At 36.7% G+C, this 15,066-nt stretch carries 16 protein-coding genes; 5 read left to right on the top strand and 11 right to left on the bottom strand.

The window, feature by feature from the left end:
• Nucleotides 1-48 precede the first annotated feature (48 nt).
• The 11 genes from DL897_RS11910 to yycF all read right to left on the bottom strand — a co-directional run bounded on the left by DL897_RS11910 (nucleotide 49) and on the right by yycF (nucleotide 9,795).
• Nucleotides 49-402: a YisL family protein gene (locus tag DL897_RS11910; protein WP_113659372.1), complete on the bottom strand. Its 354-nt coding sequence runs from the start codon at nucleotides 400-402 to the stop codon at nucleotides 49-51.
• A gap of 114 nt (nucleotides 403-516) precedes the next feature.
• Nucleotides 517-846, bottom strand: coding sequence for a MazG nucleotide pyrophosphohydrolase domain-containing protein (locus DL897_RS11905; RefSeq protein ID WP_113659371.1), 330 nt, complete (start codon nucleotides 844-846; stop codon nucleotides 517-519).
• 356 nt (nucleotides 847-1,202) lie between these two features.
• Nucleotides 1,203-1,634, bottom strand: a complete 432-nt coding sequence (locus tag DL897_RS11900) for a DUF2935 domain-containing protein (RefSeq protein WP_113659370.1) — start codon at nucleotides 1,632-1,634, stop codon at nucleotides 1,203-1,205.
• Nucleotides 1,635-1,752: 118 nt separating this feature from the next.
• On the bottom strand, nucleotides 1,753-2,232 hold the full coding sequence (gene rlmH / locus DL897_RS11895) for a 23S rRNA (pseudouridine(1915)-N(3))-methyltransferase RlmH (RefSeq protein ID WP_113659369.1): 480 nt from the start codon (nucleotides 2,230-2,232) through the stop codon (nucleotides 1,753-1,755).
• Nucleotides 2,233-2,245: 13 nt separating this feature from the next.
• The gene (locus DL897_RS11890) at nucleotides 2,246-2,425 is read right to left on the bottom strand and encodes a CxxH/CxxC protein (protein WP_113659368.1); all 180 of its coding nucleotides are present in this window, start codon (nucleotides 2,423-2,425) and stop codon (nucleotides 2,246-2,248) included.
• A gap of 108 nt (nucleotides 2,426-2,533) precedes the next feature.
• Complete coding sequence (locus DL897_RS11885) at nucleotides 2,534-3,703, bottom strand: S1C family serine protease (RefSeq protein WP_113659367.1); 1,170 nt, start codon at nucleotides 3,701-3,703, stop codon at nucleotides 2,534-2,536.
• Nucleotides 3,704-4,280: 577 nt separating this feature from the next.
• A complete protein-coding gene (locus tag DL897_RS11880) occupies nucleotides 4,281-5,093 on the bottom strand; it encodes an MBL fold metallo-hydrolase (protein WP_113659366.1) in 813 nt (270 codons plus the stop codon).
• Between the two features lie 21 nt (nucleotides 5,094-5,114).
• Entirely contained in the window at nucleotides 5,115-5,852 is a 738-nt protein-coding gene (gene yycI / locus DL897_RS11875; RefSeq protein ID WP_113659365.1) for a two-component system regulatory protein YycI, read from the bottom strand.
• Between the two features lie 18 nt (nucleotides 5,853-5,870).
• Complete coding sequence (gene yycH / locus DL897_RS11870; protein ID WP_113659364.1) at nucleotides 5,871-7,265, bottom strand: two-component system activity regulator YycH; 1,395 nt, start codon at nucleotides 7,263-7,265, stop codon at nucleotides 5,871-5,873.
• The gene (locus DL897_RS11865; RefSeq protein ID WP_113659363.1) at nucleotides 7,262-9,076 is read right to left on the bottom strand and encodes an ATP-binding protein; all 1,815 of its coding nucleotides are present in this window, start codon (nucleotides 9,074-9,076) and stop codon (nucleotides 7,262-7,264) included. Before DL897_RS11865 ends, yycH begins: the two co-directional genes overlap by 4 nt.
• A gap of 11 nt (nucleotides 9,077-9,087) precedes the next feature.
• Nucleotides 9,088-9,795: a response regulator YycF gene (gene yycF, locus DL897_RS11860; protein ID WP_113659362.1), complete on the bottom strand. Its 708-nt coding sequence runs from the start codon at nucleotides 9,793-9,795 to the stop codon at nucleotides 9,088-9,090.
• A 354-nt stretch (nucleotides 9,796-10,149) separates the two neighbouring features.
• Here yycF and DL897_RS11855 point away from each other — a divergent pair, with 354 nt between their 5' ends.
• The 5 genes from DL897_RS11855 to DL897_RS11835 all read left to right on the top strand — a co-directional run bounded on the left by DL897_RS11855 (nucleotide 10,150) and on the right by DL897_RS11835 (nucleotide 15,041).
• A complete protein-coding gene (locus DL897_RS11855; protein ID WP_113659361.1) occupies nucleotides 10,150-10,905 on the top strand; it encodes a YheC/YheD family protein in 756 nt (251 codons plus the stop codon).
• A 212-nt stretch (nucleotides 10,906-11,117) separates the two neighbouring features.
• The gene (locus tag DL897_RS11850; RefSeq protein WP_113659360.1) at nucleotides 11,118-11,717 is read left to right on the top strand and encodes a hypothetical protein; all 600 of its coding nucleotides are present in this window, start codon (nucleotides 11,118-11,120) and stop codon (nucleotides 11,715-11,717) included.
• 257 nt (nucleotides 11,718-11,974) lie between these two features.
• A complete protein-coding gene (locus DL897_RS11845; protein ID WP_113659359.1) occupies nucleotides 11,975-13,723 on the top strand; it encodes an ATP-binding protein in 1,749 nt (582 codons plus the stop codon).
• Between the two features lie 338 nt (nucleotides 13,724-14,061).
• Nucleotides 14,062-14,547, top strand: coding sequence for a YwhD family protein (locus tag DL897_RS11840; RefSeq protein WP_113659358.1), 486 nt, complete (start codon nucleotides 14,062-14,064; stop codon nucleotides 14,545-14,547).
• 275 nt (nucleotides 14,548-14,822) lie between these two features.
• A complete protein-coding gene (locus DL897_RS11835; RefSeq protein WP_113659357.1) occupies nucleotides 14,823-15,041 on the top strand; it encodes a hypothetical protein in 219 nt (72 codons plus the stop codon).
• The last annotated feature ends 25 nt before the right edge of the window (nucleotides 15,042-15,066 follow it).

Below are 15,066 nucleotides of genomic sequence, written 5' to 3'. Positions count from 1 at the left end.
TCCTCATACCATATTGTGATATGAGGATGCTTTAGATGAGAAGGATCTCTAAAAGAATCTAAAGCCTAATGGTAAACGGAGACCAAGTAAGATAACAAGAATCAATGTAATCCAAAATCCAATTAAAAATCCTTTGACCGGTTGACCTTTGGACTTCTTCACCAGAACCATTTCCATAAAACCAATTACCAAAATACCTAAGATAATTTTACCAATATACTCTCCAGTTGAACCTAAACTAAACACTTGAAAACGGAAAACGAGATCTAATCCAGTAGCGATAACGATTAAATAAAAAAGACGGATAATCATATGCAATGACTTCGGTGGTTTTGGCTTAGGGAGAGTGACAAAAAATAAAATTAAAAGAATAATCCAAGCGGTAAAGTGCATATGTGTCATCTTTTTCTTTCCTCCAATCATACTAAGTAATGAGACACTACTTAATTTAACTATAGCATATTACTTATTTAAAAACCTATTTCAAATATGCTTTCGGTATTTAACTAGAGTCAATCAGCAGTTGTGGTTGGCTTGGTATCTTTCTTGTAATTTTTGTTTATGGGATTCTACCACTTCATCGAGGGAGAGATCATAGATATTGGCTAGAAGTGCAATGTTGGCTAATACATCGCCTAACTCCCCAATTAACTCTTGGTGTAACTCTTGATCAGATGGTGTCACTTCATCAGGGCGATCTCGACCGATTTCAATCGCTCGGACAGCACGAGCAACTTCCCCCACTTCTTCCATGAGAAATCCAACACGAATATAGGGACCCAACTCTTTCCAGCCCCGTTTTTGATAAGTTTCGTCAACCCATTTCTGTAATTCTGCTAAATTCATTTTTATAACGCCCCTTCTTCTGCTTTCCATTCATATATTATAGTATCGAATGAATAGTTACCAGAGAAAAGAAGAAGATGAAGAGCATGAAGAGAAAATGTATTTGCTGGATCAAGTGTGGTTGGATATTATGAACTATGGATGTCCATGATAGAAAATGCTGTTGATGGAGGATTTATTCCTATTACTCATGGTTAGCTATTAAATTGTGAATGCGACCCAGCTATTTTGATTTGGAAATTATCAATCGAGATCAATATATAGAAAAATCCGCCACACTAACTAGAAAGGCGGATTTATTTATATTGGGCGTAGCACGACCTTGCAGGTAGAGAAACCAATTTATAAGCATAGGGTCATCTATCTGGATTGTTGTATAAAATGGTACGTGCAATACCAATAAAGTATTCTGATTCCCTGATGATATGGTCGAGAATTGTTTTAGCTATCGGGTTGTTCTTAACCACTGAACTATGAGTTTTAATCTGGCGACATAATTCAATAAATTGCATACTCTCCTCTAAGCAGAATGTCACAAGCTGAATCACATGATTTTTAAGTTCGGCATAGACATATTGACTGCGATTTACTGTTTCCACATAACTAACCACTTTTTGATGTGTTTTTGACAAGGCTTGTTCCCACTCTTTTAATGCATTCACATATTTCTCTTCCAAATTTTTGAAGGCCTCTCTAATAACAACAGTGTGTTCTTCCTCTTGCTGTTTCCAAAACTCAGCTTCATCTAAAACCCGCAACGGCATTTGCTCACCATAATAAAATTGCATAATCCTCTTTCCCCCTACATGAGATACACTCTAATCAAACTATATGGGAGAAAGAGAGGAAAATGACTTGAATTGTTTGTTGGAATCATTTGCTAGGCCAGAAAATGCCTTTCCTCCTTCACTTATGATAAGTCTCACCACGATTAATCTTAAAAGAACGGTAAATTTGTTCCAGTAGAAACACACGGATGAGCTGGTGGGGAAAGGTCATCGCTGAAAAGGATAAGAGTAAGTCTGACTGCTTTGATAGCGATGGGTCAAGCCCATAAGATCCGCCAATGAGAAAGGTAAGGTGACTTTGCCCATAAGTAGCCAGCTCGTTTAATTTCTTTGCAAAAGCAGGAGATGAAAGGGATTTACCTTCAATAGCTAAGGAGATAAGATATGTATCTGAACGAATCGCTTTTTGAATTCGTTCCCCTTCCTTTTGTAAGATCCATTTGATTTCCCCTAAAGATGGAGTATCTGTGGCCTTTTCTTCGGCAATTTCCAGTATCTCTACTTTGGCATAAGAAGATAATCGCTTTAGATACTCATCACAGGCAAGACGCAAAAACTTCTCTTTTAGTTTTCCTACAGTAATCACTTGGATACGCACGTTTTTCCCTCTTTTATGATGATTCTAGCTCAAATGTAAGTTGATACTCAGAAGATTGTCCACACCACTTACATGCCTTTTTTTCCGATGGACGAATAGGTTGATAAGACTCTAGGATTGGAGCAACCATGTAAGTATCGATAATGTCATCCATAATATAATCAAGATGTTCTTCACAAGCATACCAAATCAAAGTATATTCCTCCTTCACCAAATGATCGATAAAATAACCCAGGATCCCAATAAAAAGGATTCTGGGCTAAAATTTGCACTAAATGCTTTATGTATCGTTTATATCATATTATCCAGCTAAATTAGGAGGTGCTTCTTGTAATTCTAATTCTACAGATTGCTTTTTTCCGTCCCGATATACTGTTAAACGAACTGTAGAGCCAATGGTTGTTTTATTATATAGATAGGTTCTTAAGTCAACGACAGAATTGATGGATTTACCATTAATCGATGTGATGACATCGAGGCGTTTTAAGCCAGCCTTTGCTGCTGGGGAAGCAAGCTCGGTTGATTCTACGATTACTCCCCCAGTTACACTGGCAGGTAACTTTAATAAGTCACGTTCTCCATCTGATAATTGATATAAGTTACCTAAGAAGGAGACACCAATATAAGGACGAGGTACACGACCACTCTTAATTAGGTTATTAATAATCGGACGAGCATGGTTGATTGGAATTGCAAAGCCCAGCCCTTCTACTCCTCGTTCAGCAATTTTTAGTGTATTAATACCTATAACTTGACCTGCTGTATTAATCAGAGCACCACCACTATTACCAGGATTGATCGCTGCATCTGTTTGTATGACATCTGTTGAAATATATTCATTTGCTTGGAAAGTACGTTTAGGTGAACTGATCACACCTACTGTTACCGATTGAGAGAAGGTTAAACCTAATGGGTTTCCTATCGCAATTGCTGGCTCACCAGCTTTAAGGACATCGGAGTTACCAAATTCAGCAACGGTTGTCACATATTTATCATTAATTTCTAATACAGCTAAATCGGTTACTTTGTCTTTACCCAAGATTTTGGCTGGAACTACTTTGGGTGTATTGTTATTGGTAGAAATGACGATCCTTACATTTCGACTATTTTCGATGACATGATGATTCGTGACCACCAGCGCTTTGCCATTTCTTTTTTCAAAAATAATTCCTGATCCGGATTCACGCTCTTCTTCTGAAAAGAAACCATCTGCCTTGCGAATACTTTCAACTCCAACAACAGCGGGGCGAACTTTATCTACAGCTTTAGTAATATCTGTATTTACTTTAACAGTAGTTACTTGAGTAGGACCAGGTGCCTTGCTAACTTGATTCGTTGTAGGAAGTTTGATAACGCCACTTTGAATAAGCAAGGGAGTAAACAGTAATACGATCAGTCCGCCAATAATTGCTGAAATCACTGCAATTAAAAGTGGAGAGGTTCTTTGACTTCGATTATCATAAAAACCCATATGTTTGTGGTCTCCTGTTATTAAAACATAGACAAAAAGAGACATAACTGCTGTGTATATATGGTGGGTAATGGAAGATATAACAAGTGCCTATGTTAGAAACAACAGGATTACCTCCTTTCTGAGGTTTATCGGCTACAGTATTTGATATATTTATGAATATTATACTAAAGACGATCATCACTATGAAAAATTAGGAAGCTGTTTCATAAAAACGTGACATTTGCCTCTTTTTCCTAAAGTCTTAGATCCAGTTTCTTTATGATGTCTTTCTTTTATATTTGCTTCTTAGAGGTTGCCCTCTAATCCATCCGTTCATCGTTTCCCCGCTCAATCCCGCTAAAGGTTTGGCCAAAAGTTGATCCTACACAAAAATGATTCGCGATTTCCTCTAAGTATGTTCTGGATTTTCAATCGAATGATGCAACATGCTGTTCTTCAAGCAACATCGATTACATGAAGAAGGATTAGCCTTAAAATGAAAAAGAATGCAGCCATATCTACCTACTCTATTAAAAGAGCGCAGATATTTAACATGAGAATCATTGGCTTACATTCTTGTTGATTAAAAGGACTATTAAGCTTTAATCAGTGCGTTTCTTTTTACAGCTTGTAAAGGAGTAGGGCGATCAGCATAGGTCTCCTTTAAATATACTTCTTTTCCTACGTCTAAACCTGCATCTTCTAAAATATCTTTGACAGTGAGATGAGCGAGCTCTGCTAGATTATTGTCTTTACTAAGATGAGCAAGATAAACCTGTTCTCCTTTTCCATGAAGAATGTCTACCAGAGCAGTACCAGAGTCTTCATTAGAGAGATGCCCCATATCACCAAGGATTCTTCGTTTGATATTCCAAGGATATGACCCTACTCTTAACATTTCTACATCATGATTGCTTTCCCAAATCAATGTATCTGCTCCAGATACTTTTTTAATAATGTGCTGATTGACATAACCTAGATCTGTAACCACGGCTATCGACTCATCCTCGGTATAGATGTGATATCCAACAGGCTCTACAGCATCATGCGAAATAGGAATGGATTCAATATGTATATCCTCCAGATCGATCATACTGCTACTCGCTACGATATTTTGTAAAGAGATGGGTATTTCACCAACACTGCTTGGAAGCTGTGACCAAGTTGCTTCGTTCATATATACAGGGATTTGATAACGTCTTGCTAGTACACCTAACCCCTTTACATGATCAATATGCTCATGTGTGACAAAAATTGCAGATAGAGTGGAAAGATCCACTCCAATCTGTTTCAAACGCTGCTCCATTTGTTTTCCACTAATCCCTGCATCAATCAAAATGCGTATTCGGTTCGATTCAATATAAATTGAGTTTCCAGAGCTTCCACTTGCGAGAACACTAAATTTCATCTAACCTCTTTCCTTCTATCCTTATTTTTTTATTTTCTCTATGTTTTGACTTGAGGCTTTGTTAGCAGGTACAAGATAATAAGTGTCACCAATATAAATCCGCCAAACAGGTAAAATCGTTTCCTCTTCAGCTGTAGGGTATGCCCAGTAACCCAGTGAAACTTCATGAATGATCTTCTTAGATATTTTTTCACTTTCAATTAGAGAGAGCAACGATGATTGCGCAGAATTGATGGGCAACTCATCCAAAGATTGCGTGAAGGTATAATGGGATAACTCAATAGCTTTTAGCTTATTTTTCTCGAGTTGAACGACAAGACGTCCGTTAAAAATCTGAAGATCTTCTTTTGTTTGCAGATAGACGCGCTCATTTGGTTTTGAATCACTTTTCGAGTAACGATAATCACTAAAATGGGGAACGATTGTACTGAGCAGCTTATTTAAGCTGCTCTCGTCTTTGACATAAATGGGCTTAGAATATGTTTTAACATAGCTTCCGCGTTCCCCTTTTTGCCAACTTGGTAGATTGGATACTTTTGCTTTAAAAACGTTAATTTGCGCTGGATCAGAGGGTAAGGGTTTACCTAGTTTGATCTGTTTTTGCCTTAGCTGAGTTTGAAAAGCTTGCTCTGGCATTTGTTCATTTTTATTCATATACTGAGATTTAGCTTGCATGGTGGTATATAGCTGAAAACCCAGAAATAGATCTAAAAAAATAAAAGCGATAATTAAGATTGTTTTTGCACGATGCCAATCCATTTTTTCACCCTCCCCGTATTATGGAGAAGCGATAAAGTGCTGTTTACCATCTAACATGGATACGATCCACACTGGCTCGAGTACGACTTGCTTTTCTTTTGCACTTACTGTCACCCCATTTGCTCGATATCCTGGATAAATTCGGTTAATCTTATCCAAATCGATTTTCCTATCCGTTAAGGCAGTAAGCAAACTTTTGCTATTGGGTAAAGTTTGGTCTTTCGTACTAGTTGGCTGATCAGGGAGAAATTGCATATAGCGTTGATATTTATTTTCTCGCTTTTCGATTTGAAATTGTATGGTATCCAAATATTGTTGAGGCTTAGTTTGAGGGCTTTCTGTTTGCCAGTAAACAGGATAGCCATGGTGTATAAGCCGAAATGTATAGAAGTTGGTAGCTTCTTGGTCATTAAACGTGTCTAACAGATAGTGGCCTGTCCAACCTTGATGACTTGACATAAATTTATTTACTTGATCAATATCTTTGAGTATGTCACTCTCTAAATCTGCTCTCTCAGGCATAGGACCGTTATAGATCATCTTTTCTTGTTTGGGGTAATAAGTTAAAGTACGTCCTTCATAAGCATAAATGAATTGCCCAGTTGTTAGCTCATCTGGAGTAATAATATCTACCGGAAATAAAAACTGCTTCATATCGTTAATATGAATCGAGGTAGGTTTATAAATATATCTTTTGACTGGTAATGGTTCGTTTGGTAGATAGATTACCCGTGAAAATGGGACTTTATCATTGGCTGCCTCCCAGGGGGCTTTTTTATTAACAGGTATGGGCTCAAAGGTGTCGAGACCAGCAAGATCTGACTGCTTAAACTGCTTTTCAAATTGAAGAACAGAAATATCTGTATTAGCTTGGACAACTTCTGATCTACTATCTGAGATAAACCAAATATTGACTAGTTTCTTTTGAGAATCAGGAAATAACCAAATACGACTCACTTTACCCAAATTCTCCAGAACGATCTGTTCTTGTGTATCGATATGGAGAAAAGAAGCAAGCAAATCCAAGGATAGGTCTCGAAAAAAATGAAGCTCAATACCGTTTGACTGTTTAAAGAGATAATTCCAGTCACTCGCTGTAGGAGTTTTGTTTTCATAATTACTCGTTTTGCCTTCGGATAAGATTTTAAGCCAGCTATCATAGTCTGTGTGATTCATCGTTAGTTGAAAATGATTCCCACCTTGATGAAGTAATAAAAAAGGAGGGGCTGTTAGCTGATATGTCTGTTTCTGATTATATTTTTTTTCTCCGATATAGTGGAGTATCTGATAGTTAGGTTTTTTTTCCTCATAGGATGGTGTCATGTACCATAAGCTTCCGGTTAAAATAAAGCTAAGCAAAACAAGAACAACAAGACTACCCGTCTTGATATTTTCTATCCATCTTCCATTCATCCAATAACCTCCGGTTCACAAGGGGGTAATGTAAAGGAGATCGTCGTTCCATTTTGGTATTCACTTTCAATCCATATCTCTCCATCATGAGCACGAACGATTTCTTGTGCGATAGCTAGTCCCAATCCAGTTCCCCCCATATTACGTGAACGTGCTTTATCTACACGGTAAAAGCGTTCAAAAATGCGCCCTAGATCTTTTTTTGGAATACCGATGCCTGTATCTTGAATGGCCACTTCAATCATGCCGTTAGCGCGGTGTTTGGCATAGACCGAAATCTTTCCACCGTCAGGTGTATACTTCACAGCATTGGATACTAGGTTATCTAATACTTGATCTATTTTATCACGGTCTGCATAGACATGGGGTAAATATCTCCCCGCGTGTAAAGAGATTTGGATGTTTTTCTGTTTGCACTGAAATGAAAAGCGATCCACAACATCTTCGAGCATATTAGTTAAATTAATGGCCTTTTTATTGAAACGAGCTTGCTTTGCATCTAAACGAGAAAGCTGTAATAAATCATGGATAAGTCGAGTCATTCGATCAGCTTCTTGACGTGTAACCTTTAAAAAACGCATTGCGAGCTCTGGCTCCCCAATAGCTCCATCTTCAAGTGCCTCCAAATAACTTTTAATGGTGGTAAGTGGAGTGCGTAGTTCATGGGAAACATTCGCAACAAAGTCTTTTCGTTGACGATCTAACTTCTCTTCTTCGGTGACATCTTGTAAGATAGCGATCAAGCCTACCATTTCTGTTTGCCCTTGTGGCTTAATGGGGGTAAAAGTAATTTTGACAATGGTTTGTTCCTCGAGATCTTCGCTATTAAGCTCCAGAAAAGTTTGACGCTTACTTTCCAGTGGTAGAGAAATTGGGTTAGATAAAGCTAATACGTTTTCCAATGAATCGCCAATATGAACAGAGCGATTTAAGATTTTCTCAGCCCAGAGATTTTTGACGATAATATATCCATTTCGATCAGTTGCTAACACGCCATCACTCATATTTGCTAAGACAGATTCCAATTTCTCTTTTTCCTCTTCCTTTTGGCTCAGGGCCTTTTGTAAATCGGAGGATAAATTATTAAATGCGGTAGCAAGTATCCCGATTTCGTCTTTACTATAAACCTTCACTTTGGTTGCAAAGTTACCTGTTGCCATTTCGGTTGTTTTTTTCGTAATTTCCTCCAAAGGTGAAGTAATGGTACGTGCTAAAAGGATGATTAAAAAAGCGGATGAAACCAAAGTGATACCACCGATAAGAATCAGCTTTTTTGTAAAGGAAGAGATTTTTTCATAAACAGGCTGTAAAGAAGCTTCAATATAGATACTACCTATTAGATCTCCATTATTATTTTTGATAGGCCGTATATATATTTGATAATCGATACCTTTGATTGGATCACGTCGAATTTTGGAAGTGGTTTGATTTTCAGAGCGGATGAAGTATTCATTTTTTCTTCCTATAATCTCTTCTTTATCAGGAGATGTTGTACTTAAGACAATTCCATTTTCGTTTAGCACTTGAACTTGCATATCACGATCAATGCGAAGTTTACGAAGAAGATTATGAATTTCATTGTTTTGTTCCGTTGTATTTTGAGTATGCTGGTTTTCTAGCACTGTTTTTAAGGGAATCTCGGTCATCTGTGCCTGTGTTTTTAGATCGATTAGAAAATCGGTGATATACTGCTGTTCGAGTGTTCGGATGATGTAGACACCGATTAGTTGAACCGATGCGACAAATAATAGAAGAAAGATGACTACAAGTTTCCATTGTAGCCGGCTTACATAATGAGTCCAATTTTTCATTCTATCACCGCTTATGCATTAGGATCTCGCATCGTGTAGCCAATTCCACGACGTGTGATAATATATTTTGGTGCGCTAGGATCATCTTCGATTTTTTCACGCAATCGATGAATGGTTACATCTACTGTTCGAACATCTCCAAAATAGTCATATCCCCATACTGATTGTAATAGATGTTCACGAGTAACAACTTGGTTAATATGTTTGCTAAGATACAATAATAGTTCAAATTCGCGATGAGTTAAATCAATCGCTTTATTTCTTTTTTGGACTACAAAACTATGCGGGTCAATCGTTAGATCTCCGATAATAAACAGATTACTCTCCTTTTCTCCTGAAGAAGAGGGCTGACTTTTATTTGAACGGCGTAAGTTGGCTTTAATCCGAGCAAGTAATTCACGATTGCTAAAGGGCTTGGTTACATAGTCATCAGCCCCAATTTCCAACCCCAAAACTTTATCTACTTCGGAATCCTTTGCAGAAAGAATGATAATAGGTAACTGATGATGTTGTCGAATTTGTCGACAAACTTCGATTCCATCTGCTCCTGGTAACATCAAATCTAAAACAATTAGATCCGGTGGATCTAAAAGAGCTGTTTGAATCGCTTCATCTCCATTATGAACGCAAGAAACCGTATATCCTTCTTTTTCTAAGTTGAACTTGATAATATCTGCAATTGGCTTCTCATCTTCCACGACTAAAATATGTGCTCCCATCGACTTAAAACCCCCCTAAATAGTTTTTATATATGATTTGAAGTTGCGATGAAGGCAAAGTGATAATTCCTGTTGTTTGCTTGTACTCTTTAGAATAGCAGATTGTGAGTCTGAGCTAAACTTTTTGTCTGAAATTTGAGCAGCTTAAAACTAAGATCAGGTTGATGATTTAACCGTTTTTTGAAAGGAAAGCTCTCTAGTTATTCCACTTTTTATTTTATCATCTGCTTTTAGTTCACTATCATTACTTTATTGCAAATCTTTGAGTTCGTCATTGTGAAAAAATGGGCAGAATGTATGAAGAGCTAACTTGAATACAAATGAATAGGATATGGAAGGTAAGGAGGAGTGAAGATGCGAATTAGAAGGTATCAACAAATAGCCAGTAAAGCATTGAAAACCATGGTTTTACTAAAACATGACTCTGTGAAACCTTATATTCCAGAATCAGGATGGTATCATCAAGAAACACTTCTCTCCATGTTAGAGAAATATACATCTGTTTATATCAAACCAGATAAAGGAGGTGGAGGGGAAGGGATTATTCGTATTCGGCAAATTCAAGATGAAATCTATGAGTACTGTAGTCCATATCATTGTCGATATGTTGTAGGGAAAAAGCAATTGATTAAGGCTATTGATCGAAAATTATCACCATTAAAAAGGTACATTATTCAACAAGGAATTTCTTTGGCAACCATAAAAGATAGACCCTTCGATCTGCGTATTTTCTTACAAAAACCGGATGAGAAGTGGGAACTAACTGGAATGGTGGCTAAAATAGCTTCTCCGGGTCAGATCGTTACGAACTATTGTAAAGGTTCTAGGCCATGTGAAGTGTCACGAGTTTTGCGATATATAACAAGAAATAATGAAAAAAAAATGAGTGAACTCTTTTATGAACTGTATTATCTTTCAAAAAATGTTGCTAAAATATTAAACCATAGGTTTAACGGATTAAAAGAATTAGGAATTGATGTAGGAATTGACAAACAAAATCATATTTGGATATTTGAGGTAAATACAAGACCTAGGTTCAAAATGTTTAGTAAATTGGTAAATCCGATTATGTATAATCAGATTGTAAAAAATCACAAAAAGATTATTTGATAAAAATAAATTTATCCATTCCCCATAAATTTTAGCATAGATTGTACTGGGTAAAAATAAATCTAACATGCTTTATGCATGTTTTTTTCGTTTTCGGAAATATACGAGCTTATTCGACAAAACCTCCTGTTGACGTATTTAATTGTATACTGCTACCATTAACATTAATTAAAGGATTTTAAAATTTTCCAATAAAAAAAGAGGTGTAAAATATGTCTTCAATTACAGTTGGAGTATATCTCGGTAAAAAGGATCGGTTAGTACGCTATTGGTATGAAATTCTTCCGAAAGGTCAATTCCCAATGTTGGTGAAGTATTGTATTCAATCTTATCTAAGAAACAATTATTTCCCGCTTCAATCGATCTGCGATGCACGGACACTCAAAGAACAAATCCAATTGAGAAGTGAGTATGTACCTACACAAAGAAATGTCACCTTTACACCAGAGGATGGACCGGTTTATCAGTGGATTAAGAGCTTAGAAAGTGGATATCGTAGTGAAGAAATTAAAAATATTCTGAAGGAGACGGTGATTCACACTTTGCTTAATGATCAACCTATGTATCCACCTCGTCACATCGGACAAGCATCTTTTGGAACAGGAGTAGAGCCTGGCTATGCACAACATTTTGCTGAAGAACAACAAAAAGTAACTCCACTACTCAAGCGTGATCATGTGATGATGGAAGAATCTTACCCAACTTGGGATAAACTGGCCACTCAAAGTCAAGAGCATCATGATGAAACAGAAGTAAAAAGAGAGCCAGCTAATGCACAAGGATTTAGTCATCTAGTCAATTACTTGGGATAATATTCCGAGTACTGAAAAGTTTTCTTAAGAGCGGAGTCCCATAGTAGGACTCCCTCTTTTATCATTTTATTTTAGAAACATTTTGTGAACAATTGCCATTGTTGCAAGAATTTGAAATCCCTTTGTCGTATTTTGTTCGAATAGAGAAGTGAATTTTGATGGAGCAAAGGTAACGGAATGGACTTACTAATAAACATCCTCACCAACTCTTCAAATATTAAGCATTGAGTCGCTAAAAGTTAGGAGTGGGGATCCAAGTGTTAGATGATTTTAAAGCATTTGAAACACGAATTCTATATGATTCAGTAAAAAGCTTTTTCTCCAATCATCCTTACTTATATTGGTTTGTACTCTGTGTAGCAACATTTATTTTACTTAGTTTCCTTTTTATGAAACAGTCAAAAGTAAATAAATTCCCACCTTACTGCTATGTTTTATCTGTACTATTCGCACTGGTTACTGTTGATCTCCTTACACTCATGATTCCCATGATGGCCATCTACTTAATCGTTTTAGGAAATGTACTAGTTCGAACAAATCGCGAAAGGATTACTTATATCACTTGTATTTATACAGCTACTTTTCACTTATTGCAGATTACAACTTATGTACACAATTTTTATCTTGCTCGGATCATTAGCGAAACATTCCTCTTTATTTGGATTAGTTGGATGAGTTTACAGGTACGGCGTTCATTTGATCAATTAAAAAAGACGAAGAAGAAAAATGTCTATTTACTAAATAAAATGAGGGAAGCGCAGCAAAGCTTACATGAATATCACGCTGAGATTGAAGAAACATATCGGCGTGACTATTTAACCGGATTATATAATCTAGGTGGATTTCAAGAACAGATGATTCGAACACTGACACGTTGTGGACAAAATCAGTCTTATCATGTAATCTGTATGGATTTAACGGACTTTAAACAGGTAAATATGAAGCACGGAATGGATTATGGAGATCAGTTATTAATTAAACTAGCTAGACAATTAAAGAGAGGTTTACCGCCTCATGTACAGTTAGCGCGCTATGATGGAGATCAATTTGCAATCGGTTTGATGGGGGATCATCAAGCTCTGCGAAAATGTCTGGATGTGATGGATCAAATGATGAGAGATTTAAAAGAAGAGCAAGGGTTACCTAGTTATTGCCTAGGAATTGCTACTTATCCTAATGAAGCTAATTCAGCTGCTGAATTAATTCGTCTAGCGGAAGAACGGTTATCTATTGAACAGCAGCGACTACGTTATAAAGAAGATGAGCGCCAACGCCACCTTGAGAAGTTATCTGCTGTAGGACAGCTAGCGGCAGGACTTGCTCATGAAATTCGAAATCCACTTACATCAATTCGAGGATTTGTACAGATCTCAGCCGCTGAATCAGATGCCGTAAAAAAATGGGAGTCGATTATTTTACCTGAAATTGATCGAATTAATGATTTGTTAAAACAGTTTTTAAACTTAAGCGAATCAAGACCAGCGAAATTTTCTTGTTTTGACTTAGATCAATTGATGAATGATGTATTTAGTCTACTCCAACCTAGAGCTTTTCTAATGGGACATGAATTAAAACTATATCCCCCTATCTCTAGAGTCATGATTGAAGCAGATCCCGAACAAATTAAACAAGTATTAATCAACCTTGTCCAAAATGGATTGGAATCTCTTGAGGAAAAAGGAAAGGTCGAGATTCATTGGCGTGAGATGCGAGACCGTGTAGTGATCCGTGTGAAAGATACCGGAATGGGGATTCGCCCAGAGTATTATGAACGGATTTTTGATCCCTTCTTTACTACTAAAGGAGAAGGAACTGGTATGGGATTATCTATTTGCCAACGGATTATATCAGATCATGGCGGGCAAATTCATGTTACTAGCCCACCAGGACGTGGGACAACGTTCCATATCCATCTACCCATTCGTCAGTCAAAAGATCAGCAATATCAAACATTTCCCTTTAAGAGTATAAAAGAGCTCCAATATAAAAAAATAGTAACCAAATAAGGTCTTTTACATGATTTAGAGCATATTACCTACTCATAAATCGCGTAATTATATAGGGAGGAGCATGTTGATTTAGAGAGATCATTCGCTCCATGTGATTAACAAGTTGATATAAACAGTAGCTGAGAAAGAATTAGGATGGATGTCTGACATTATAGAGCTGCAACATAGTATCTGTATGGAAATGGGTAACTCTTAACTTCAGTCGATGAATGATATCAAGAGTAACCCATTCTTTATCTTATCCATTTTGGTTGAATATAAATTCTTCAGCTCTCTATTTTGCACATTCTCATAAGCGTAAGCTAAAATAAGAACAGAGAAGGAGGCTGAAGGCAATGAAAGAAAAACCACAATTCAATATTTTAAGTAATAAATCAACAACACATGGCGATTACTATACTGGGACTTTAAATCTAAGTAATTTATCAGCAATCTTAATTGATGGAGAACATGCTAAGATCGATCTCGGATTATTACATGCGAAAAGTTCTGTTGAAAGAGGAATTAAGTTTGTGTCCAATAAAGAAGAGGTACAAGATGGAAAGCTTTATTGGGTAGTGTGGATTGCCATTGATCGTAATGAGCAAGGTACTTACTACGCAGGAGCTACTGCTTGTTCAATGATTATCAATAAAGAAGCAAGACGCGGATGGAAAAATTTAGCGGAGCATGTGAATCGTATGGATGACGCTTTAAAACGGAAAATTAAGCTCAAAGAGTTAGGAGAAAAGGAAAAGTCCGCTTTAAAACAATTATTAATCAACCATAATGAATCAATGTGGGAAAATAGTAAAGAAGAACTTAAACAACAATTTGTGTAAAAATAAGCTTGTAACATGAATCGATATCATTCATGAAACAGATGAAAATGATTTTAAAGTGATCAGTGGATGCTAGAAAGTAACCTTTAAAAAATTGAATAGTATGTGAACAAATGTGCAAGCATCTTGTCGAATTTTGTTCACAGGAGTACACTAGATCTTGATTACGGAACCTTTTGCTAGGACACAAAAATTGCGGACCAAATGGGTCCGCAATTTTTGTATATAAAAACCTTCTCTTTAGCTCAATCTAAAGCAAAGAGGAGGTTTTTTAGATGAAAAAAGATTTCTTTGCACGCCATGGAGGAGTCCATTTTACACCTAATGTAACAGCCAAGGAGATAAACCGTTTTGTGGATAATCTCCCTGAAGAGAAGCGTGAAAGCATGTTTGAAGTGTTACAAGAATTATCAAATGCTGGATTAATTACTCTATATAATGATGGTGTTTTTGCTGATGGTGAGGGGAAAATTGGTGGCAGCAATGAGTGTTAGTATGTGAATTACTTTGCAATAGAGA

It is taken from the genome of Thermoflavimicrobium daqui, assembly GCF_003313465.1.
Classification (GTDB): domain Bacteria; phylum Bacillota; class Bacilli; order Thermoactinomycetales; family Thermoactinomycetaceae; genus Thermoflavimicrobium; species Thermoflavimicrobium daqui.
Note: the sequence above shows the minus strand (reverse complement) of the source record. Positions and strands in the feature narration are given on the sequence as shown.